Here is a 21,354-nt window from a genome sequence, read left to right as displayed (position 1 = left end):
CCGGGCGCAGGCCGGAGGCTCCAGTGCCCCCGAGGACTATCGCGCTGATCACGGGTACAAGGCTATCCCGACCTACCCCCAGGTCGTCATTCGCTGCATCTGTATAAATCTTGGGGTGAAACTTTGACAGTCTGGCCAGCGACGTGACCCGGCCGTCCGTGCAGCGGGCCGTCCAGTCACAATTCGGCCAGCTCGCGAGCTGTCCATACGGCCTCGGCCAGGGTGTCCACGACGGGCACACCGGCTGATTCCAGACTGCTGCGACTGTGCGAACCGCCCGTGTAGAGAACCGCCCGGGCACCGACGTGGGCGGCGGCCAGGGCATCGTCCACGGCGTCTCCGATGAGGACCGTACGTCCCGCCGTCACACCCGTCCCGTCCAGGGCGGCCAAGTGGCGTACGAGGTGTCCCGCCTTGGAGGTGTGGGAGGGCCCGGTCCGCCCGTCGACGCGCAGGAAGTGGTGGTCGATGCCGTGGGTCCGGACCAGCGGCACGAGCTTCTCGTGGGGCGCGAGGGACAGCAGGGACTGGGTGAGCCCGTCCCGCTGCCACTCCTGGAGCAGCTCCCGGGCACCCTCGGCGAGCCCGGCGTCCACGGCGGCGGCCCAGTAGTGCCGGTGGAAGGCCTCGTCCATGACCACCCACTCCTCGTCGGTGGGCAGCCGTCCCATGAGGCGCTCGTAGAACTTCGGCACCGGTACGACGTACAGGTCGCGGTAGGTCTCCAGGGTGATCGGCGCGAAGCCGAGCTCGGCGAAGGAGGCGTTGGTCGCGATGATGACGGCGTCGATGTCGTGGAGGAGGGTGCCGTTCCAGTCCCAGACGATGTGCTTTTCGATCACTTCAGCAACCCCGGAATCTCCTGTACGCCGAACCACAGCAGCTCGTGGTCCTCGGCTCCGTCGACGATGAACTGCGCGTCCGCGTCCCCGCCGTCGGCGGCGGCGAGGGCCTGCGCGGCGGCGGCCACGTCCTCGTCGGCGTCATCGGCGTCCACGTGCACGGCGGCGGCCACCGTGAGGCGTACGGCGCCGGCCAGGCTCACCTGGCCGAGAGTGGCCTCGTCGACCCCGGGGGTGGCGGTGGCGGCCTGGTCGTCGACGTCGAGGGCGACGACGACGCGGCGGCGCGGCGCGCCCGCGTCCGCGGCGAGCAGCCGCAGGGAGGCGGCCGCGGCCCGGTTCAGGGCCGCGTACTCCAGCTCCTCGATGTCGTCCGACACGTACCACTCGCGGAGCCCGGGGGTGACGGCGTACGCCCGCAGCGGGGCGGGGCCCAGCTCACCCGCCTTGTGCACCTCGGCGAGCCCGGGGAGGGTCAGGGGGACGTACACACGCATGGCCGGCTGCTTTCAGTAGTCGGAAAACTCCCCCAGGATACGACTCGGAGGGTCCGGCAGGGTGACGGAGTCCGTACCCCTTCGAGGTGCCGGACCAGGACCCGCGGCCGTCCACCCCGCTCCCCGGACGCGCGCGCTCCGGGCCCGCGGAGGGGCCGGTGCGCACTCGGATAGGTGAACCGGGGCGGCGGCCCGGCCGGCCGTGAGCGTGGTTGCGGAGCGTGTTCGGCGGCCGTAGAAGATCCCCATCAAGTTACCGCCCGGTACCCATCCGGGCCCGGCCTGTTCGGGGGCAGATCGCGATGGACACGACGACGCGCGGCACGATCGGCAACGACGGGAACCGCCGCCGGCCGGGCGGCGGTTCCCGGACCCGGCCCGCCGGACGGCGCGACCCGCGGCGCCCGGCGGGCCCCCCGCGCGCCCTGCGGCACGGCCCGCACCACTGGTTCGCCGAACACCTCCTCGCGGTGGTCAGCGGCCGCCGCCCGGTCCACTCGCTCCTCGGCCACACCGTCGGCCCCGCCTACCAGCAGCTGGTCACCCTGGCACCCGCGGACCCCCTGCGCGACCGCCTCCGCCCGGTCATCCGCCAGTGCGGCCGCTTCACCCCCGGCCCGGGCGTCATCGAAGCCTTCGCCCGCATCGCCACGGGCGACCGCCTCACGGCCATGGCCTTCCGCCTGGAACAAGGCCCGGACCTCCGCTGGCGCTGCGCAGCGGTAGAACTCCAGGGCCCTCTCCCTTGAGCCGCCTCAGCCCTGCCAGTCCCTCTCCAGCCCCGCCAGACCCTCGCCGGCACAATCCAGCCCCTGCCGGCGTTCGAGGCGATCCTTCTAGCCTCGCCGGCGTTTGAGGGGCGGGGTCCGGGGCCGGAGCCCCGGCAGCCGGCAGCCGGCCCGCACCCGCCCACACACAACGCGGCCGGGGCCGGACACCACCCACGGTGTCCGGCCCCGGCCGGGAGATCAGCGACCCCGCAGGGGTCACTTCTTGCGGCGCCGCCCGCCGGCAGCCTTCTGCGCCTTGCGCCGCTCCGCCCGCGTCATCCCGTCGCCCTCGCCACCGACGGCGTCACTGTCGAAGTCGCCCTCGACGACACCGCCCTCGCCGTCCACCGTCGGCGCCGAGAAGTGCAGCCGGTCCGGCCGCTGCGGAGCGTCCAGCCCCTTCGCCCGGATCTCCGGACGGCCGGCCCCGGCCGCCGCCGGCTCCTTCGTCAGCGACGGCGCCGCGTCCTGCACCGGAAGCTCCTCGACCTGCTGCTCGACCTGGACCTCCAGGTTGAACAGGTAGCCGACGGACTCCTCCTTGATGCCTTCCTGCATGGCGTTGAACATGTCGAAGCCCTCGCGCTGGTACTCGACCAGCGGGTCCTTCTGGGCCATCGCGCGCAGGCCGATGCCCTCCTGCAGGTAGTCCATCTCGTACAGGTGCTCACGCCACTTGCGGTCGAGGACCGACAGGACCACGCGCCGCTCCAGCTCGCGCATGATCTCGGAGCCGAGCGTCTTCTCGCGCGTCTCGTACTGCTCGTGGATGTCGTCCTTGACGGACTCCGCGATGAACTCGGCGGTGATGCCCGCGCGGTCGCCGGCGGCCTCCTCCAGCTCCTCGATGGTGACCTTGACCGGGTAGAGCTGCCGGAAGGCGTTCCACAGCCGCTCCAGGTCCCACTCCTCGGCGAAGCCCTCGACCGTCTCGGCCGCGATGTACGCGTCGATGGTGTCGTCCATCATGAAGCGCACCTGCTCCTGCAGGTCCTCGCCCTCCAGGACGCGGCGGCGCTCGCCGTAGATGACCTCGCGCTGGCTGTTGAGGACCTCGTCGTACTTCAGGACGTTCTTGCGCGTCTCGAAGTTCTGGGTCTCCACCTGCGACTGGGCCGACGCGATCGCGCGCGTCACCATCTTGTTCTCGATCGGCACGTCGTCCGGGACGTTCGCCATCGCCATGACGCGCTCGACCATCTGCGCCTTGAACAGGCGCATCAGGTCATCGCCCAGCGACAGGTAGAAGCGGGACTCGCCCGGGTCGCCCTGTCGGCCGGAGCGGCCGCGCAGCTGGTTGTCGATGCGGCGCGACTCGTGGCGCTCGGTGCCCAGCACGTACAGCCCGCCGAGGTCCTTGACCTCTTCGAACTCGGCCTTCACGGCCGCCTCGGCCCGGGTGAGCGCCTCGGGCAGGGCGTGCGCCCACTCCTCGATGTGCTCCTCCGGGTCCAGGCCGCGCTGGCGCAGCTCGGCCTCGGCGAGGTCGTCCGGGTTGCCGCCGAGCTTGATGTCCGTACCGCGGCCGGCCATGTTCGTGGCGACGGTGACCGCGCCCCGGCGGCCGGCCTGGGCGACGATCGTCGCCTCACGGTCGTGCTGCTTGGCGTTGAGCACCTCGTGCGGGATGCCGCGCTTGGAGAGCTGCTGGGAGAGGTACTCGGACTTCTCGACCGACGTCGTACCGACGAGGATCGGCTGGCCCTTCTCGTGCTTCTCCGCGATGTCGTCGACGACGGCGGAGAACTTCGCGACCTCGGTCCGGTAGATCAGGTCCGGCTGGTCCTTGCGGACCATGTCGCGGTTGGTCGGGATCGGGACGACACCGAGCTTGTAGATCTGGTGGAACTCGGCGGCCTCGGTCATGGCCGTACCGGTCATGCCCGACAGCTTCGAGTAGAGGCGGAAGAAGTTCTGCAGGGTGATCGTGGCGAGGGTCTGGTTCTCGTCCTTGATGTCCACCCCTTCCTTCGCCTCGATCGCCTGGTGCATGCCCTCGTTGTAGCGGCGGCCGGCGAGGATACGGCCGGTGTGCTCGTCGACGATCATGACTTCGCCGTCGATGACGACGTAGTCCTTGTCGTTCTTGAAGAGCTCCTTGGCCTTGATCGCGTTGTTCAGGTAACCGACGAGCGGGGTGTTCACCGACTCGTAGAGGTTCTCGATGCCGAGCCAGTCCTCGACCTTGGCGACACCGGACTCGTGGATGGCGACGGTGCGCTTCTTCTCGTCGACCTCGTAGTCGCCGGTCTCCTCGATGCCCTTCAGCGGCTGGCCGGCCTCGCCCTTGGTCAGGCGGGTCACCAGCTTCGCGAAGTCGCCGTACCACTTCGTGGCCTGGTCGGCCGGGCCGGAGATGATCAGCGGGGTACGGGCCTCGTCGACGAGGATCGAGTCGACCTCGTCGACCACGGCGAAGTTGTGGCCGCGCTGGACGAGCTCCTCCTGGGACCACGCCATGTTGTCGCGCAGGTAGTCGAAGCCGAACTCGTTGTTCGTGCCGTAGGTGATGTCGCAGCCGTACTGCTCGCGGCGCTGCGCCGGAGACATGTTCGCCAGGATGCAGCCGACCTCCAGGCCGAGGAACTTGTGCACCCGGCCCATCAGCTCGGAGTCGCGCTCGGCGAGGTAGTCGTTCACCGTGATCAGGTGGACGCCCTTGCCGGACAGAGCGTTCAGGTACGCGGGAAGCGTGCCGACGAGGGTCTTGCCCTCACCGGTCTTCATCTCGGCCACGTAGCCGAGGTGCAGCGCCGCGCCACCCATGATCTGGACGTCGTAGTGCCGCTGGCCGAGAACGCGCTTGGCCGCCTCGCGTACGGTCGCGAAGGCCTCGGGCAGCAGGTCGTCCAGGCTCTCGCCGTCCTGGAAGCGCTGCTTGTACTCGTCCGTGAGCGCACGCAACTCGGCGTCGGAGAGGTTGACGAAGTCCTCTTCGATGGAGTTGACCTGGTCCGCGATGCGGTGCAGTTTGCGCAGGATCTTGCCTTCGCCTGCACGCATGAGCTTGTTGAAGACGGACACCGAGGTTTGTCTCCTTGCCGGTCGGGCCTGGGCACTGTACGTACCGCGGGCACGGCAGGTGGGCCCCACCGCAACGGCCATCGTAAGCGAGGACGTGGCCACGTCGGGAGGTCCGCCGTTCCCGTGGGGGCACGGGTGCCCGGATTGAGAACGTACGGGGTACACGGAAGGTGCCGCATCCCCCCGGGGGATTCCCGGAAAGTGTTCGCTCCGGACGCTCCGCGGGCAGCAGAATCCGTTCATGGAGCCCATCACACTCACCACGGACCGGCTGGTACTGCGGCCTTTCGTCCCCGCCGACGAGGACGAGGTCTACGCGGCCGCGCAGGATCCGGCGATCCAGCGCTGGACCCTGGTCCCCTCCCCGTACGAGCGCGCGCACGCGCACGCCTTCGTGAACGAGCTCGTGCCGAACGGCTGGCGCGAGGACACGGCCTACCCCTTCGCCGTCCGCCTCGGGGCCGGGGGCCCGCTGGTCGCGGCCGTCGGCGTGCACGTCCACGGCGCCGAGTCGTACGAGATCGGCTACTGGGCGGTGAAGGAGCACCGCGGACGGGGCTACATGACCGAGGCCGTGACGGCCGTCGCCCGCTGGGCCTTCACGGCGCTCGGCGTCACACGGCTGGAATGGCGCGCCGAGCTGGGCAACGACGGTTCGAAGGCCGTGGCCGAGAAGGCGGGCTTCCGGGTCGAGGGGGTCCTGCGGGCCGGCATCGAGCAGCGTGGCACCTCCCGCGACTGCTGGGTCGGCGCCCTTCTCCCCTCCGACCTCGGGCTCCCCCCGCGGCTGCCGTACCTGCCCGCTGTCAGTGGCCCCGCCTAGGCTGCGGAGATGACTTCGCTCTCCCTCTCCGCCGACGAGGCCCGCCGGATCGCCCTGCGCGCACAGGGCTTCCTCGGGGCACCCGACCGCCGCGGCGGAGTGCGCGGAGTCCTGCGCCACCTGGGCGCCGTACAGCTGGACACCATCTCGGTGCTGGCCCGCTCGCACGAGCTGATCCCGTACGCACGCCTCGGCGCGGTCGGCCGCGACACCGTGGAGCGGGCGTACTGGTCCGACCGCCACGCCTTCGAGTACTGGTCGCACGCGGCCTGCATCCTCCCCATCGAGGAATGGCCGCATTTCGCCTTCCGCCGCCGGGCCAACCGGGCGCGCGGCCACCGCTGGCACGTCCTCGAGGACAAGGAGCGCTCGACGCAGGCCGTCCTGGACCGGCTGAAGTCCGACGGCCCGCTGACCTCCACCGAACTGGGCGGCGCGAAGAACGGCGGCGAGTGGTTCGAGTGGTCCGAGACCAAGATCGCGGTGGAGTGGCTCCTCGACACCGGCGAGGTGGTCTGCAGCGAGCGCCGCGGCTGGAAGCGGGTCTACGACCTTCCCGAGCGCGCCGTTCCGGACCGGCTGCTCCACGACGACCTCGACGACCGCGAGTGCGTGCGCCGCCTGGTCGCCCTGGCCGGCCGGTCCCTGGGCGTCGGCACCCGCGCCGACATCGCGGACTACCACCGTCTCAAGGGGGAGCAGGTCGACGCGGTGATCGCCGACTCCGGGCTGGTCCCGGTCGAGGTCGAAGGCTGGTCCAAGCCCGCCTGGGCGGACCCCGCCGCCCTCGCCACGGCCCCCCGGGGCCGCCATCGCACGACGCTGCTGTCGCCCTTCGACTCCCTGGTCTGGGACCGCCCCCGCACGGAGCGGATCTTCGGCTTCACCCACCGCCTCGAGGCGTACGTCCCCAAGCCGAAGCGGATACACGGGTACTTCGCGATGCCCCTGCTGGCGGCCGGCCGGCTGCAGGGCCGCGTGGACCCGGCCCGCGAGGGCCGCACGCTGGTCGCCCGGCAGCTCTCGCTGACCTCGCCGAAGGCCGCGGGCCCGATGGCACAGGCCCTGCGGGAAGCCGCGGAGTGGGTCGGCTGCGAGGACGTACGGATCGAGCGCGCGGGCTCGCCCGCGGAGGCGGCGGCCGTCACGGCGGAGCTCGCCGCACTCTAGTCCTTGTCGGGGCGGCAGGGCCCGGCCGGCCGATCCGGGTCAGCGGATTTCGAGGATCTTCTCGCGCATCGCGTAGACCACGGCTTCCATCCTGGAGTGCAGCTGCAGCTTCTCCAGGATGTTGCGGACGTGGTTCTTCACGGTGTTCTCGGAGATGAACAACTCCTTCGCGATGTCACGGTTGTTCATGCCGGTGGCCACCAGCTTGAGGACCTCCAGCTCCCGGTCCGTCAGCCTCGGCGCCGGCACCAGCCGGCGCTCGTCGGTCCGCTGGATCATCGACTTGAACTCGGTGAGCAGCTTCGACGCCATCGAAGGGCTGATCTGCGACTGGCCGTCGGCCACCGCCCGGATCGCCGTGGCCACCTCGTCCGTCGAGATCTCCTTCAGGAGGTACCCGGTCGCGCCCGCCTTGATCGCGTCGTAGAGGTCCGCCTCCTCGTCGCTGATGGTCAGCATGATGATCTTCGCGGAGGGGGCCACCTCCTTGATCGAGGTGCACGCCTCGATGCCGCCGCGCCGGGGCATCCGCACGTCCATCAGCACGATGTCGGGCAGCAGATCGGCCGCCTTGTCCACCGCCTCCGCGCCGTCCCCGGCCTCGCCGACGACCTGGATGTCCTCCTCCTGAGCGAGGACGATCTCCAGACCCCGCCGGAAGAGTGCGTGGTCGTCGACCACGAGCACCCGGATCGGTTCCCCGGCCGGCGAGCCGGCGGGCTCCGCCGACGCGTCCGCGCCGCGGCAGCCCGCGCCGTCGTCCCCGCGTACCGGCCCGAAGCTGTCCGCCATCGTTCCTCCCCCTGCATGTGCTGAGCTGCTGGGCCAACCGGACACACACCGCGGCCGGTTGACTGCCCGCCATGATTCCATGCCCGCGCCACGGCGCGGGGGGCCGTCGAGGACCCGCCTGGCGCAATACCCGTCATGCAGGTGCCCCCGCGCAGACGCCGGAGCGTCCGCGCGGGGGCAACGGATGGTCTGTTCAGCCGCCGAGCGCGCCGCCGGCGCCGCCTCGCGGCTCCTCCGAGCTGGAGGCACCGTCGGGGTTCACGTGGATGACGCCGTAGTCGTATGCGTGACGTCGGTAGACCACGCTGGGCAGCTTCGTCTCGGAGTCGACGAACAGATAGAAGTCGTGGCCGACCAGCTCCATCTCGTACAGAGCCTGGTCGAGCGACATGGGTGCGGCCGAGTGCGTCTTCTCGCGGACGACGAGCGGGCCTTCGCCCTGCACTTCGATGGGCCCGATCCGGGTGATCGGAACCCCGTCCGTCTTCTCCTCGGTGACCACCTGGCCACTGCCGTTGAGCGACGCGACGCCCGGCACGACGTCGGCGACCTCTGCCGCCGAGAGCCGGCCGTTGCCACGGCGGGTGTAGCGCTTGTCGTGCTGCTTGCGCAGCCGGGCCTCCAGCTTGTCCTGAGCGAGGTCGAGCGCCGCGTACGGGTCGGCGGCGGCGGCCTCGGCCCGGATCACCGGGCCCCGCGATCGCAGGGTGATCTCCACGCGGTCGGAACGGTCGGCCTGCCGCGGGTTGTGCTCCTTGGACACCTCGACGTCCAAGCTGATCACCTTGGCGTCGAGCTTCTGGATCCGCTCCGGATTCAGCTTCTCGGCCACGTGCTTGCGGAACCGCTCGGGCACCTCGGTCTTGCGGCCCTTGACGACGATGTCCACGCAGAACTCCGTTCCCGGATAGCTCCGCCCGACGGGGCGAAGCGTCTCCCTTTCGCACCAGACTCCGGTGAAGGCCGGAGCCTCGGACTTGGCGACTTTCACCTCCTCCTCCCCCATCGGCAAGATCAACACCCCACCGACTTCGGAGTCGAGAGACAGCCTCCTGAGTTCCTTACAACCGAACATATCCCTGTATGACGGTTGTCGGCACCCGCTACCGGAATGTACTTCCAGTCAGGTGGCTGTTCCCTCTTACTACCTGCAACGATGGGCCTTCCCCGCCAGTTCCAAATCTATTCACGAGATTTTTGACCTGTACGCGTAGCCGGCCGGCGGGGCCCCGCCCCGAGGAGCCGCCCGAAGGAGTCCGCGGGCGCGGCGACCACCGCTGCCCGCAGCACCTCCCCCGGGCCCGCGGTCAGCCCCGCAGTGCGCACCGCCCGGGCCGCCTCCGCCAGCGTCGCCCCGGTGGTGATCAGGTCGTCCACGAGGACGATCCGGGCCCCGTCCGTCAGCCGCGCCCCGTCCCGGCACACCGTCAGCGCCCCCGCGAGGTTCTCCCGGCGCTGCCGGGCCCCGAGCCCCGCCTGGTCGGCCACCGCCCGCCGCAGCCGCAGTACGGGCGCCACGCGCGCGGGAACACCGGCCCGCCGCAGCCGCCCCGCGGCCGCCAGGGCGATCCTGCGCGCCGGATCGTGCCCGCGCGCCCGGACCTGCCGCCGCGCCGACGGCACCGGCACCAGGGCCACGTCCTCCGAATCCGGCCCCGGCCCCGGCCCCGTACCCACCGGGCCGCACTCATCCCGCGGCCTGCCCGCCAGCACGGCCACCGCCAGGGCCTCGCCGAGCACACCGGCCAGCGGCAGCGCCCCGCGCTCCTTGTGGGCCAGCAGGAGGGCCCGTACGCCCCCCTCGTAGACGGCGGCGGCGTGCACCAGCGGCAGCCCACCGGGCCGCGGAGAAGGCCGCACCGGCCCCGCACCGGCCGCGCTCAGCGCCTCCCGGCAGCCCGCGCACACCAGCACCCGGACCGCTCCGCAGCCGGCGCAGTCGACCGGCAGGACCAGCCCGGCCAGCTCCTGCCACCAACCGCGCACCACTCCACACTGACGGCGGCGGACACAGCCCGCCACCCCTGTGGACAGAGCCCGCGACCGGGTCCGCGGCCGAGCCCGCGACCGGGTCCGGGTCCGGGTCCGGATCCGCCGGCCGAGCCCGCGCCGGGTCCGCGGCCGCAGGTCAGCCTGGGTACACCGGAGCCTGGCCGCCCGCCGCCACCGTGCGCCACTGCGCCCCCGGCGGCAGGTACACGATCCCGTCCTCCGAGTACGCCACCACCGGCTTCGGCTTCGACTCGTCCTCCGACGCCGCGGCCGCGACCGCGGACAGCCCGGCCGCCCCGGGCAGGCTCGCCGCGACCATCGAGCCGTCCGCCAGCATGTAGCGGGCCTGCTGCACCCCGCCGCTCTCCCGGCCCACCACGAGCAGCCGCCCGTGCGGCGCCCAGCTCATCGTCGTCACGTCCGCCATCTGCGGGGCCGCCGGGCGCAGCTCGCGCACCGACACCGCCGAGGCGTCGCCCTTGGCGTCGGGCCGTTCTATCCGCCCGACGTACAGGTTCTTGCGGCTGTTCTTCTCCACGAGCAGCGCGATCCGCACCCCGTCGGAGGAGGCCTTCAGCGAGGCGATCCGCCCGCCGTCCAGCCCGGCCACCTGCACCTTTTCCGGGGCCCCGGCCCCGCCCGGCACCCGCCACAGCCCCGGGTGCTGCGCATCGCCGTCCGCGACCCACAGGTCACCGGCCGCGTCCCAGCTGGGCGCCGTCAGCGTACTGCCCTTCCCGACCGGCAGCGGCTGCGGCATGGGCCCGCCGCCCACCAGGGACACCACGTACAGCCCGTGCCCGTCCTGGGAGACCACGGCCGCGCGCCGCTCGTCGTACGTCAAGGCCGCCGAGCCGACCTTGAAGGCGGGCAGGGTGTTCAGCGGCCCCGGCACCGGCTCGGCCTTCTGCTGTTCCTCGCTGGTCACGTCCAGCTTCATCCGGACCAGCCGCTTCTCGTTGTCGACGAAGTACTGGTAGTCGGGGATCCGCGGCCGGTTGGCGATCGCGGCCGCGTTCAACTCGGTCACCGAGCACAGCGAGGACGACTTGCCGTCGGAGCGCAGGATCTCGACCTGGTCGAGCCGGGAGCCCGTCAGGTCCTTGACCGTGTAGAGGAGTTGGGTGGCCATCTTCTTGCACTGCGGCTGGGCGACGTTGTCGGCCTTGTCGTTGAGCGGCACCCGCAGCGTGTTCTGGCCGTCGTACGAAAGGGACTTGGTGCCCTCGCGCAGCTCCGTGCCGGTCGGGAAGCTGGACTCGACGACGGGGCCGAGCCACCTGGACGGCCCGGCGAGCAGCGACTGCACCGTCTGCGTGGTGGGGTCCATCCGCGAGTCCGGATCGGTGCGCTGACGCACGTAGACGGGGTCGGCGACGAGCGTGCCGCCCGCGAAGTAGTACTTGTTGACCGGCATGTAGATGCGCTGGAAGTCCGACTCGCTGAGCACGAGGCCGTTGGGCGGCTGCGAGATCCGCCACTGCTTGTCCTCGTCCTGGACGAGCTGGAGGTACTCCTCGTACTTCTCGCCGCCGGTCTGCGGCTGGTACGCGCTGCGCTCGTCCACGGTCGCGAGCTTCGTGCCGGTCACCTTCCAGCGGGGCCCGTCCGGGTCCTTCTCGCCGCGGATCGAGACCCGGTCGAGGCCGGACGAGAGCACGGTGACGGCGGAGCTGGGCTTCCAGCTCTTCGCGGCCTCCTCCGTGAGGTACTTGCGGGCGGTCTCCAGCTGCGGGTCGTCGCTGGTCATCGCCTCCAGGAAGCCGTCGACGATGTCGGCCGCGCTCGCCTTGTCGGCGGGCGGCACGCCGAAGACGCGAACCTGGGAGTCGACGCCCTGCGAGGCCTGCACCGGGCGGATCTCGCCGTGGTCGGGCATGGAGGCGCAGCCGGCGAGCAGCAGCCCGGCCGCGCCGAAGGCGTACGCCCGCAGCGTGCGCAGCCGCCGGCCCCGTACCCGCACGCCCCCGGGCCGGGCGTTCTCGGGCTCAGCGTCCATCGGCTCGGTCCTCCTGTTGTGCCTGGTCGGCCGGGCGGGCCACCACCCGGGCCCCGTTGCCCGGCAGGGCCGTCGGGTCGGCGGGCACCGGCAGCGCTCCGGTGACCGGCGACCGCGGCGGTATCGGCGACCGGTCGCCGGCGTCCGGGGCCGGGCGGTCCGCCGCCCGGCCCGCGGCCTCGGCGACGGCCCTGGCGCGGTTGGCCCGCGAGTCCTCGGGTTCCAGCGGGATGGGCGAGCCCCGCAGCGGCTCGTCGGCCGTGCGCGGCAGGGTCAGGCGGAACTGCGAGCCGCCGCCCGGCTCGCCCCAGGCCTGCAGCCAGCCGCCGTGCAGCCGGGCGTCCTCGACGGCGATGGACAGGCCGAGGCCGGTCCCGCCGGTCGTGCGCGCCCGCGCCGGGTCGGCCCGCCAGAAGCGGTTGAAGACGCGGGTGGCCTCGCCGGGCTTCAGTCCCACGCCGTAGTCCCGTACGGCGACGGCGACGGCCCCGCCCGCGGACGCCAGCCGGACCACCACGTCGCGGCCCTCGCCGTGCTCCACGGCGTTGACGACGAGGTTGCGCAGGACGCGCTCGACGCGCCGCGAATCGGCCTCGGCGATGACCGGCTGGGTGTCGCCGAGGACCCGGATCCGCGTGCCCTTGTGCTCGGCGAGCGGCTCGGCCCCGTCGATGACACGGCGCACGACGTCCCGCAGGTCGATCGGCTCGGCCTCCAGGGCCGCGGCCCCGGCGTCGAAGCGGCTGATCTCCAGCAGGTCGGAGAGGAGCGACTCGAACCGGTCGAGCTGCCCGGCGAGCAGCTCGGCGGAGCGCGCGGTGATCGGGTCGAAGTCGACCCGGGCGTCGTGGATGACGTCCGCGGCCATCCGTACGGTCGTCAGCGGGGTCCGCAGCTCGTGCGAGACGTCCGAGACGAACCGGCGCTGCATCCGCGACAGCTCCTCCAGCTGCTGGATCTTCAGCTGGAGGTTCTGCGCCATCTTGTTGAAGGCCTCGCCCAGGCGCGCGATGTCGTCCTCGCCGGTGACCTTCATCCGCTCCTGGAGCCGCCCGGCCGAGAGCCGCTCGGCGATCCCGGCGGCCATCCGCACGGGGGTCACGACCTGGCGTACGACGAGCCAGGCGATGCCGCAGAGCAGGACGACGACGAACAGGCCCGCGGTCACGATGGTGACCTTGATCAGGTTGAGGGACTCCTCCTCCTGCGTGAGCGGGAAGAGGTAGTACAGGTCGTACGGGTCCCCGTTGATGTCGGTGAGCCGCTTGCCCACGACCAGCGCCGGCTCGGGGGCCTTGTCACCGGCGCCCGCCGTGTAGCGGATCTCGGAGAAGGTCTTGAACGCGCCGGTCGCGTGGTTGACGGCCCGGCGCAGCTTCACGGGCACGCTGGCCGTCGGATCGACGTTGCCGGAGGCGCGGGCCCCCTTGACGCCCTGCGTCCCGGGCAGGGTCTGCTCCCCGGTGCCGGCGCCGAGCGCGACGACCTCGAAGGCCGTCTGGCCGCCACTGGCCAGCTGCTTGACGAGGGAGTTCATCCAGGTGCTGGCGTCCCGGCCGACCTTGTTGTCGGTGGCATCGGGTCCGTCCACGGTCGCGGGGGCGTTGGCCTTCTCCTGCGCGACCGCGAACCCGCCCGCCGCCTGGCTCTGCGCCGCCTGCTCCTTGGCCTCGAGCAGCCCCCTGCTGACCTGGGCGATCACGACGACGCCCAGGGCGAGGACCACGGCGAGCGAGATCAGCAGGGTGGCGGCGACCACCCGGAGCTGGATGTTGCGGCGCCACAGCCGGACAGCCGGAACCAGCGGCCGGCGTACGAGGCGTACGAACAGCCGCAGCACGGGGCTGCCGGGCGCTCCGGCCCGGAACGGCCGGCCGGCCCAGAGGCCGCGCCAGCGGGAACCGCCGCGGCCGCGGCCGGACGCGGCGGACGTGCCGGACTGCACCTCAGCTGGGTCCGGCCTTGTAGCCGACACCGCGCACCGTCACGACGATCTCGGGGCGCTCCGGGTCCTTCTCCACCTTGGAGCGCAGACGCTGCACATGCACGTTGACCAGGCGGGTGTCCGCCGCGTGCCGGTAGCCCCAGACCTGCTCCAGCAGCACCTCGCGGGTGAACACCTGCCAGGGCTTGCGCGCGAGGGCGACCAGCAGGTCGAACTCGAGCGGGGTCAGGGCGATCGAGGCACCGTCCCGCTTGACCGAGTGCCCGGCCACGTCGATGACCAGGTCACCGATGGCCAGCTGCTCGGGTGCGGGCTCCTCCGACCGGCGCAGACGGGCCCGGATGCGGGCCACCAGCTCCTTCGGCTTGAACGGCTTGACCATGTAGTCGTCGGCCCCCGACTCCAGGCCCACGACCACGTCCACCGTGTCGCTCTTGGCGGTGAGCATCACGATCGGCACACCGGACTCGGCCCTGATCAGCCTGCACACCTCTATGCCGTCCCGTCCGGGCAGCATGAGGTCGAGCAGTACCAGGTCCGGCTTCGCCTCCCGGAAGGCAGCAAGTGCCTTGTCACCGTCCGCTACGAACGACGGCTCAAAACCTTCTCCACGCAGCACAATGCCGAGCATCTCGGCCAGCGCGGTGTCGTCGTCGACGACAAGGACGCGTCCCTTCATGGTTGACATCATCCCATTAGCTAATCGTTACCTGGCGGTGAGCTGTCCCACAGCCAAAAGGGCTGGAAATCGCCCCTCGGACCTGCGTGGAGATCAGGTCGACCAGTCTCGCCCGGATCCGGGCGACAATTGAAGGTAAGGGCTGCCGGAGGTCCGGGGGGACGGCCAGGGTTACGGGGGCCTCACAATCCCCTACTCCGTTCGGGACCCCCACGTGGCACGATGGCAGCGACCGGCGCCCCCGCCGCAGCAGGTGCACGTGAAGGAGCGACGATGAACGACTCTCCGGGCTGGGCTACGCCCGGATCCTCTCCGTCCGACGGCGAGCGGCCGGGAACCCCCGCCGACCAGCCGGGCACCGACGGCGGCGCGCAGCAGCCCGGCCGGCCCGCAGGCGACCCGAAGTGGTCCGCCGAGCAGCCGCCGCCCGGCCAGTGGTCGAGCCCGGGCACGACCACTCCCGAAACCCCGCCGGCACCCCCGCAGCCCGCCACGGGGGGCTGGGGACAGCGCCAGGACACCCCGTACACAGGCCAGGAAGGCCCCCAGTACGGCTACCCGGGCGGCCCCGGCCAATGGGGCAGCCCCCCGGCCGCCAAGCCCGGTGTGATCCCCCTGCGCCCCCTGGGCCTGGGCGAGATCCTCGACGGCGCGGTCGCCACCATGCGCACCCACTGGCGCTCGGTGCTGCCCATCACCCTGGTCGTGGCCACGGTCGTCCAGGTGATCAGCGTGCTCGTGCAGAAGTACATGCTGGCGGACGTCGTCCTCGCGCCGGACGAGGGCGCCACCCCCGAGGAGATGCTCGACGGCCTCGGCAGCGCCCTGTCGGTGTCGGTGGTGACCCAGTTCATCCAGATCCTCGGCACCATCGTGGTCACCGCGATGCTCACCATGGTCTTCAGCCGGGCCGTGCTCGGCCAGAGCTCCTCGGTCTCCACCGCCTGGCGCGAGGCCCGCCCCCAGCTGCTGCGCCTCATCGGGCTCACCCTGCTGCTGGCCCTCGGCGCCGTCCTGATCGGCGCCGTCCTGGTCCTGCCCGGCATCACCGCCGACAGCGCCGGCCTGATCATCCTCGGCTTCGTCGCCTGGCTCCCCCTCCTCGTCTGGCTGGGGATCAAGTTCAGCCTGGCCTCGCCCGCCCTGATGCTGGAGAAGAGCAGCATCTTCAAGGCCTTCGGCCGGTCCTCGAAGCTGGTCAAGGGCTCCTGGTGGCGCGTCTTCGGCATCACGCTGCTGACCGGCGTCATCGCCTTCGTGGTCGGGCTGATGATCGTCGGCCCGCTCCAGGTGGTCGGCGCCCTCGCCTTCGGCGGAGGGTTCGACGCCCTGCAGGACGGCAGCGCCCAGACCGCCTGGGGCACGCTGATCTTCTCCGCCATCGGCCTGATCATCGCGCAGACCATCGTCATGCCGATCCAGTCCGGCGTCACCGTCCTCCTCTACGTCGACCAGCGCATCCGGCGCGAGGGCCTCGACCTGGAGCTCGCCCGGGCGGCCGGCGTCGAGAACTACGGGTGATGCGCGCGGAGGTCCCGCCGGTGACGACACCGCGCGAGGCCGCCCGTGAGGCGGCCGAGCGCGAGCTGTCCAAGCCGATGTACCACGAGAACGACCCGAGCCTGGTGGACCGCGCGACGCGCGCCTTCTTCGACTGGCTCGACGACCTGTTCGGCGCCGCCGCCGGGGCAACCCCCGGAGGCGCCGTCGGCCTGATCGCCGTCGTCCTCCTGGCAGCCCTCGCCATGGCCGCCCTGTGGTGGCGCCTGGGCTCCCCCAGCCGCACCACCACCTCCCCGGGCACCCTCTTCGACGACGGCATCCGCAGCGCCGCCGACCACCGCAAGGCCGCCGACGCCCACGCCGCCGCCGGCCGCTGGACCGAAGCCGTCCAGGAACGCATGCGCGCCGTCGTCCGCTCCCTGGAGGAGCGCACCCTCCTGGACCCCCGCCCGGGCCGCACCGCCGACGAGGCGGCCGCCGAAGCCGCCGCCTCCCTCCCCGGCCACGCCGCGGACCTCCGCGCCGCCGCCCGCACCTTCGACGACATCACCTACGGCGGCCGCACCGCCGACGCCGACACGTACACGCGCCTCCGCTCCCTCGACCTCACCCTCACCAACGCCAAGCCCCTCCTGACGGGACCCACCCCATGACGCCCCACGGCGGGACCACACCGGGCCGTCCCACCGGAGGCACAGCCGGGGACGGGTGTGCACCGGAGCGCCCCCCACAGGCCCCGGAACCCAACACGCCCCGCCCCGCCGACCCCCAGGATGGTTCCACCGGGGCCGGGTGTGTGCCGGGGCGCTCCCCACAGGACCCCGAACCCAACACGCCCCACCCATCCGACCCCCAGGATGGTCTCGGCGGGGCCGGGTGTGTGCCGGGGCGCTCCCCACAGGACCCCGAACCCAACACGCCCCACCCCTCCGACCCCCAGGATGGTCTCGGCGGGGCCGGGTGTGTGCCGGGGCGCTCCCCACAGGACCCCGAACACAAGGTGCCCCGGCCCTCCGACCCCCCGCCACGTTCGGCGCCCGAGGAGACGCCCCGGCGCGCGCCCGGCCCCACCCCTCCCACAAGCCCCGGCACGGGCAACGTCGGCAGCGGCGGCAGCGGCGGCAGCGGCAGCGGCAGCGGCGGCAGCGGCGGCAGCGGCAGCGGCAGCGGCGGCAGCGGCAGCGGCAACGGCAGCGGCGGCAGCGGCAACGGCAGCGGCAGCGGCAGCGGCAGCGGCAGCGGCAGCGGCAGCGGCAGCGGCGGCGGCAGCAACGGCAGCAACGGCAACGGCAACGGCAACGGCGGCAAGCCAACCCGCACCCGCCCCCGCCCCCACCCCCGCAAAGCCCGCCTCATCCTCGCCACCGCCGCCGTCCTGGCCATCGGCGTCACCATCCTGGTCGCCCTCAACTCCGGCACCCGCCACGGCTACCTGGACCCCCGCTCCGCCGACCCCTTCGGCAGCCGCGCCGCGGCCGAGCTCCTCAAGGCCCGCGGCGTCACCACCCGCGTCGTCACCACCGCCGCCGAGGCCGCCGACGCGGCCGGCCCCCGCACCACCCTCCTGGTCACCGACCCCGACCGCCTCGGCACCACCCAGCGCCGCACCATCCGCTCGGCCATCGACCTCTCCGGCGGCCGCACCGTCCTGCTCGCCCCCGGCAGCCACAGCCTCCCCGACCTCTCCCCCGGCGTCCGCACTGCCGGAGACGCCGCCCCCGACGAGCTCGACCCCGCCTGCACCCTGCCCGCCGCGACCTCGGCCGGCCGCGCGGCAACCGGCGGCGGCCTGCGCTACACCACCGCCCTCCCGGGAGCCACCGCCTGTTACCCCAGCGGCGGCCACCCCACCCTGCTCACCCTCCCGGCAGGGACCCGCGGCGACACCGTCCTCCTCGGGTCCGAGACGGTCCTCCTCAACGAGAGCCTCGCCGAGGAAGGCAACGCCTCCCTCGCCCTCCAACTCCTCGGCTCCCGCCCGGAACTCGTCTGGTACATGCCGTCGCTCGCGGACTCCGACCCGGACACCGGCGCCTCCGAGGACAAGAGCCTCTTCGCACTCGTCCCGGACGGCTGGTCCTGGGCCCTGCTCCAGCTCTTCCTCGCCGCCGCCGTCGCCGCACTCTGGCGCGCCCGCCGCCTCGGCCCCCTCGTCACCGAGAAGCTCCCCGTCGTCATCCGCGCCTCCGAGGCGACCGAGGGCCGGGCCCGCCTGTACCGCAAGGCCGGCGCCCGCGACCGCGCCGCCACCGTGCTGCGCGCCGCCGCCCGCGAACGCCTCGCCGCCCTCACCGGCGTACCGCACACCCAGGCCCACGACCCCGCCGCCCTCACCTCGGCGGTCTCCGCCCGGCTCACGGACGGCACTTGGGACGTCACCGCCCTCCTCTTCGGCACCACCCCCTCCGACGACGCGGCACTCGTCGCGCTCGCCGACCACCTCGACGCCCTCGAAAGAGAGGTCCGTACGTCATGACGTACCCGGCCACCGAGTCCACGGCTGCGACCGCGGACAGCGCCCGCGCTTCCCTCGAAGCGCTCCGCACCGAGATCGGCAAGGCCGTGGTCGGCCAGGACTCGGCCGTCACCGGTCTCGTCGTCGCGCTCCTGTGCCGCGGCCACGTCCTCCTCGAAGGCGTCCCCGGCGTAGCGAAGACCCTCCTCGTACGGGCCCTGGCCGCGTCCCTCGAACTCGACACCAAGCGCGTCCAGTTCACCCCCGACCTGATGCCGAGCGATGTCACCGGCTCGCTCGTCTACGACGCCCGCACCGCCGAGTTCTCCTTCCAGAACGGCCCGGTCTTCACCAACCTCCTCCTCGCGGACGAGATCAACCGAACGCCCCCGAAGACCCAGTCCTCCCTCCTCGAGGCGATGGAGGAACGCCAGGTCACGGTCGACGGCACCCCGCGCAAGCTCCCCGAGCCCTTCCTCGTCGCCGCCACCATGAACCCGGTCGAGTACGAGGGCACGTACCCCCTCCCGGAAGCCCAACTGGACCGCTTCCTGCTCAAGCTGACGGTTCCTCTGCCCTCCCGCGAGGACGAGATCGGCGTCCTGACCCGCCACGCCGCCGGCTTCAACCCCCGCGACCTGCACGCCGCCGGCATCCGCCCGGTCGCCGGCCCGGCCCAGCTCGAAGCCGCCCGCGAGGCCGTCGCCAAGGTCTCCGTCTCCCCCGAGATCGCCGGCTACGTCGTCGACATCTGCCGCGCCACCCGCGAATCGCCGTCGCTCACCCTCGGCGTCTCCCCCCGCGGCGCGACCGCCCTGCTGGCCACCGCCCGCGCCTGGGCCTGGCTCACCGGCCGCGACTACGTCACCCCCGACGACGTCAAGGCGCTCTCCCTCCCCACGCTGCGCCACCGCGTCCAGCTGCGCCCGGAAGCGGAGATGGAGGGAGTCACCGCCGACGCCGTCATCACGGCGATCCTCTCCCACGTCCCCGTCCCCCGCTGATGGCCCTCACCGGACGCGCCGCCCTGCTGGCGGCCCTCGGCAGCATTCCGGTCGGCGTCCTCGAACCGAGCTGGACGGGGATGCTCGCGGTCAACGGCCCGATCGCCCTGGCCTGCGCGGTCGACTACGCCCTGGCGGCGCCGGTCCGCAGCCTCGTACTGGCCCGCTCGGGGGACACCTCGGTCCGTCTCGGCGAACCGGCGGACGTCCACCTCACCGTCACCAACCCCGGCGGCCGCACGCTACGGGCCCGCGTCCGCGACGCCTGGCCGCCGAGCAGCTGGCTCCCGGGCACGGAGAGCGCCGCCTCCCGCCACGAGGTGGTCGTCCCCGCGGGCGAACGCCGTCGGCTGACCACCCGTCTGCTCCCCACCCGCCGCGGCGACCGCCGCGCAGACCGGGTCACGATCCGCTCGTACGGTCCCCTGGGCCTGTGGGCCCGGCAGGGAACCCACCTGGCCCCCTGGACGGTCCGGGTCCTGCCGCCCTTCACCAGCCGCAAGCACCTGCCCTCCCGGCTGGCCCGGCTCCGCGAACTGGACGGCCGTACCAGCGTCCTGACGCGCGGTGAGGGCACCGAGTTCGACAGCCTCCGCGACTACGTCCCCGGCGACGACACCCGATCCATCGACTGGCGCGCCACGGCCCGCCAGCACAAGGTGGCCGTCCGCACCTGGCGGCCCGAACGCGACCGGCACATCCTCATCTGCCTCGACACCGGCCGCACTTCGGCGGGCCGCGTCGGCGACGCCCCTCGCCTGGACTCGGCGATGGACGCGGCCCTGCTCCTCGCCGCCCTGGCCACCCGCGCCGGCGACCGCGTGGACCTGCTGGCCCACGACCGCCGCCCCCGCGCCCAGGTCCAGGGACGCGCGGCGGCCGACATCCTCCCGTCTTTCGTCAACGCGATGGCCCCCCTCGAACCCGAACTGGTGGAGACGGACGCCCGCACCCTGGTCTCCACCATCCTCCGCAGCGCCCCGCGCCGGTCCCTGGTGGTCCTCCTGACGAGCCTGGACGCGGCCCCGATCGAAGAGGGCCTCCTCCCGCTGCTGCCTCGGCTCACCCAGCGCCACACGGTCCTGCTGGCCTCCGTCGCCGACCCGCACGTCGCCGAGATGACGAAGTCCCGCGGCAGCGTGGACGCGGTCTACGAGGCCGCGGCCGGCACCCAGGCCCAGGCCCAGCGCCGCCGCACCGCCGACCAGCTCTCCCGGCACGGCGTCCACGTCGTCGACGCGACCCCGGACACCCTGGCCCCGGCACTGGCCGACGCCTACCTCGCCCTCAAGGCCGCCGGCCGCCTCTAGACGGTCGTCCGGCTGCATGCTCTGGCAGGGGCACCCACCAGGAGGACGCATGGCGGACTTCACCCCCGAGCAGGTGCGCCGCATGCACGACTTCGCGGAGCAGCTCGCGGAGCTGGCCGAGCACCACGAAGTCCGGTGGAAGGTTCAGACCACCGACGGTCAGCTCGTCCTCACGATGTTGTGCCCAACAGCTCCGCACGGGCTCAACGTGATGCGGCTGCGTCGTCAGATCGAGGCCCAGACACGACCGTCACCGCTGGCCGCTGGACGCTCGACACGAGCAGTCTCAAGAGCTACCCCGCCGACTGGTGAGACGGGGCGGGGGCCGCGTCAACGCGACACTGCCGGTAAACGCAGAAAAGCCCCGCACCGGACCCGAAGGTCTGGTGCGGGGCTTCCGCAATGATTGTTCGGCGGCGTCCTACTCTCCCACAGGGTCCCCCCTGCAGTACCATCGGCGCTGAAAGGCTTAGCTTCCGGGTTCGAAATGTAACCGGGCGTTTCCCTAACGCTATGACCACCGAAACACTATGAAATTTGAACGCTGGC

Annotated in this window: 17 protein-coding genes and 1 rRNA gene; 8 read left to right on the top strand and 10 right to left on the bottom strand. The window is 72.4% G+C overall.

Annotated features, from left to right (window positions below; translation table 11 throughout):
* Positions 1 to 176: 176 nt before the first annotated feature.
* A complete protein-coding gene (locus RIU97_RS25085) occupies positions 177 to 839 on the bottom strand; it encodes an HAD family hydrolase (protein WP_404962929.1) in 663 nt (220 codons plus the stop codon).
* A complete protein-coding gene (locus RIU97_RS25080) occupies positions 839 to 1,339 on the bottom strand; it encodes a DUF6912 family protein (RefSeq protein WP_404959823.1) in 501 nt (166 codons plus the stop codon). Before RIU97_RS25080 ends, RIU97_RS25085 begins: the two co-directional genes overlap by 1 nt.
* A gap of 302 nt (positions 1,340 to 1,641) precedes the next feature.
* Here RIU97_RS25080 and RIU97_RS25075 point away from each other — a divergent pair, with 302 nt between their 5' ends.
* Positions 1,642 to 2,088: an Rv3235 family protein gene (locus RIU97_RS25075; protein WP_404959822.1), complete on the top strand. Its 447-nt coding sequence runs from the start codon at positions 1,642 to 1,644 to the stop codon at positions 2,086 to 2,088.
* A 237-nt stretch (positions 2,089 to 2,325) separates the two neighbouring features.
* On the opposite strand, the gene secA is transcribed toward RIU97_RS25075, so the two are convergent.
* Complete coding sequence (secA, locus tag RIU97_RS25070) at positions 2,326 to 5,133, bottom strand: preprotein translocase subunit SecA (RefSeq protein ID WP_404959821.1); 2,808 nt, start codon at positions 5,131 to 5,133, stop codon at positions 2,326 to 2,328.
* 241 nt (positions 5,134 to 5,374) lie between these two features.
* Here secA and RIU97_RS25065 point away from each other — a divergent pair, with 241 nt between their 5' ends.
* Together RIU97_RS25065 and RIU97_RS25060 are read left to right on the top strand one after the other, a co-directional pair.
* Positions 5,375 to 5,956, top strand: a complete 582-nt coding sequence (locus RIU97_RS25065; RefSeq protein ID WP_404959819.1) for a GNAT family N-acetyltransferase — start codon at positions 5,375 to 5,377, stop codon at positions 5,954 to 5,956.
* 9 nt (positions 5,957 to 5,965) lie between these two features.
* Complete coding sequence (locus RIU97_RS25060) at positions 5,966 to 7,126, top strand: winged helix-turn-helix domain-containing protein (RefSeq protein WP_404959817.1); 1,161 nt, start codon at positions 5,966 to 5,968, stop codon at positions 7,124 to 7,126.
* Between the two features lie 39 nt (positions 7,127 to 7,165).
* On the opposite strand, the gene RIU97_RS25055 is transcribed toward RIU97_RS25060, so the two are convergent.
* From RIU97_RS25055 to mtrA, 6 genes are all read right to left on the bottom strand, one after another.
* On the bottom strand, positions 7,166 to 7,918 hold the full coding sequence (locus RIU97_RS25055; RefSeq protein WP_383577554.1) for a response regulator: 753 nt from the start codon (positions 7,916 to 7,918) through the stop codon (positions 7,166 to 7,168).
* Between the two features lie 193 nt (positions 7,919 to 8,111).
* Positions 8,112 to 8,807: a ribosome hibernation-promoting factor, HPF/YfiA family gene (gene hpf, locus RIU97_RS25050; RefSeq protein ID WP_404962928.1), complete on the bottom strand. Its 696-nt coding sequence runs from the start codon at positions 8,805 to 8,807 to the stop codon at positions 8,112 to 8,114.
* A gap of 293 nt (positions 8,808 to 9,100) precedes the next feature.
* A complete protein-coding gene (locus tag RIU97_RS25045; RefSeq protein WP_404959816.1) occupies positions 9,101 to 9,904 on the bottom strand; it encodes a ComF family protein in 804 nt (267 codons plus the stop codon).
* 142 nt (positions 9,905 to 10,046) lie between these two features.
* The gene (locus RIU97_RS25040) at positions 10,047 to 11,909 is read right to left on the bottom strand and encodes an LpqB family beta-propeller domain-containing protein (RefSeq protein WP_404959815.1); all 1,863 of its coding nucleotides are present in this window, start codon (positions 11,907 to 11,909) and stop codon (positions 10,047 to 10,049) included.
* Entirely contained in the window at positions 11,899 to 13,854 is a 1,956-nt protein-coding gene (gene mtrB / locus RIU97_RS25035) for an MtrAB system histidine kinase MtrB (protein ID WP_404959814.1), read from the bottom strand. Before mtrB ends, RIU97_RS25040 begins: the two co-directional genes overlap by 11 nt.
* A 1-nt stretch (position 13,855) precedes the next feature.
* Positions 13,856 to 14,545: a two-component system response regulator MtrA gene (gene mtrA / locus RIU97_RS25030; RefSeq protein ID WP_327735705.1), complete on the bottom strand. Its 690-nt coding sequence runs from the start codon at positions 14,543 to 14,545 to the stop codon at positions 13,856 to 13,858.
* Positions 14,546 to 14,806: 261 nt separating this feature from the next.
* Between mtrA and RIU97_RS25025 the strand changes: the two genes are divergently transcribed.
* The 5 genes from RIU97_RS25025 to RIU97_RS25005 all read left to right on the top strand — a co-directional run bounded on the left by RIU97_RS25025 (position 14,807) and on the right by RIU97_RS25005 (position 20,805).
* Positions 14,807 to 16,054 (top strand): glycerophosphoryl diester phosphodiesterase membrane domain-containing protein, encoded by a 1,248-nt coding sequence (locus tag RIU97_RS25025; protein WP_404959813.1) that lies wholly within the window; start codon positions 14,807 to 14,809, stop codon positions 16,052 to 16,054.
* On the top strand, positions 16,054 to 16,689 hold the full coding sequence (locus RIU97_RS25020) for a DUF4129 domain-containing protein (RefSeq protein ID WP_404959811.1): 636 nt from the start codon (positions 16,054 to 16,056) through the stop codon (positions 16,687 to 16,689). The genes RIU97_RS25025 and RIU97_RS25020 overlap by 1 nt, the downstream gene beginning before the upstream one ends.
* Before the next feature lie 347 nt (positions 16,690 to 17,036).
* Positions 17,037 to 18,512 carry a DUF4350 domain-containing protein gene (locus RIU97_RS25015; RefSeq protein ID WP_404959810.1) on the top strand — a complete coding sequence of 492 codons (1,476 nt, stop codon included), beginning with the start codon at positions 17,037 to 17,039 and terminating at the stop codon, positions 18,510 to 18,512.
* Positions 18,509 to 19,495, top strand: coding sequence for a MoxR family ATPase (locus tag RIU97_RS25010; protein ID WP_327414306.1), 987 nt, complete (start codon positions 18,509 to 18,511; stop codon positions 19,493 to 19,495). The genes RIU97_RS25015 and RIU97_RS25010 overlap by 4 nt, the downstream gene beginning before the upstream one ends.
* A complete protein-coding gene (locus tag RIU97_RS25005; protein WP_404959808.1) occupies positions 19,495 to 20,805 on the top strand; it encodes a DUF58 domain-containing protein in 1,311 nt (436 codons plus the stop codon). Before RIU97_RS25010 ends, RIU97_RS25005 begins: the two co-directional genes overlap by 1 nt.
* A gap of 408 nt (positions 20,806 to 21,213) precedes the next feature.
* Here the strand turns inward: RIU97_RS25005 and rrf are convergent.
* Positions 21,214 to 21,330: ribosomal RNA gene (gene rrf / locus RIU97_RS25000) — 5S ribosomal RNA — on the bottom strand.
* Positions 21,331 to 21,354 lie beyond the last annotated feature (24 nt).

This window comes from Streptomyces sp. 147326, assembly GCF_045000215.1.
GTDB lineage: Bacteria > Actinomycetota > Actinomycetes > Streptomycetales > Streptomycetaceae > Streptomyces.
Note: the sequence above shows the minus strand (reverse complement) of the source record. Positions and strands in the feature narration are given on the sequence as shown.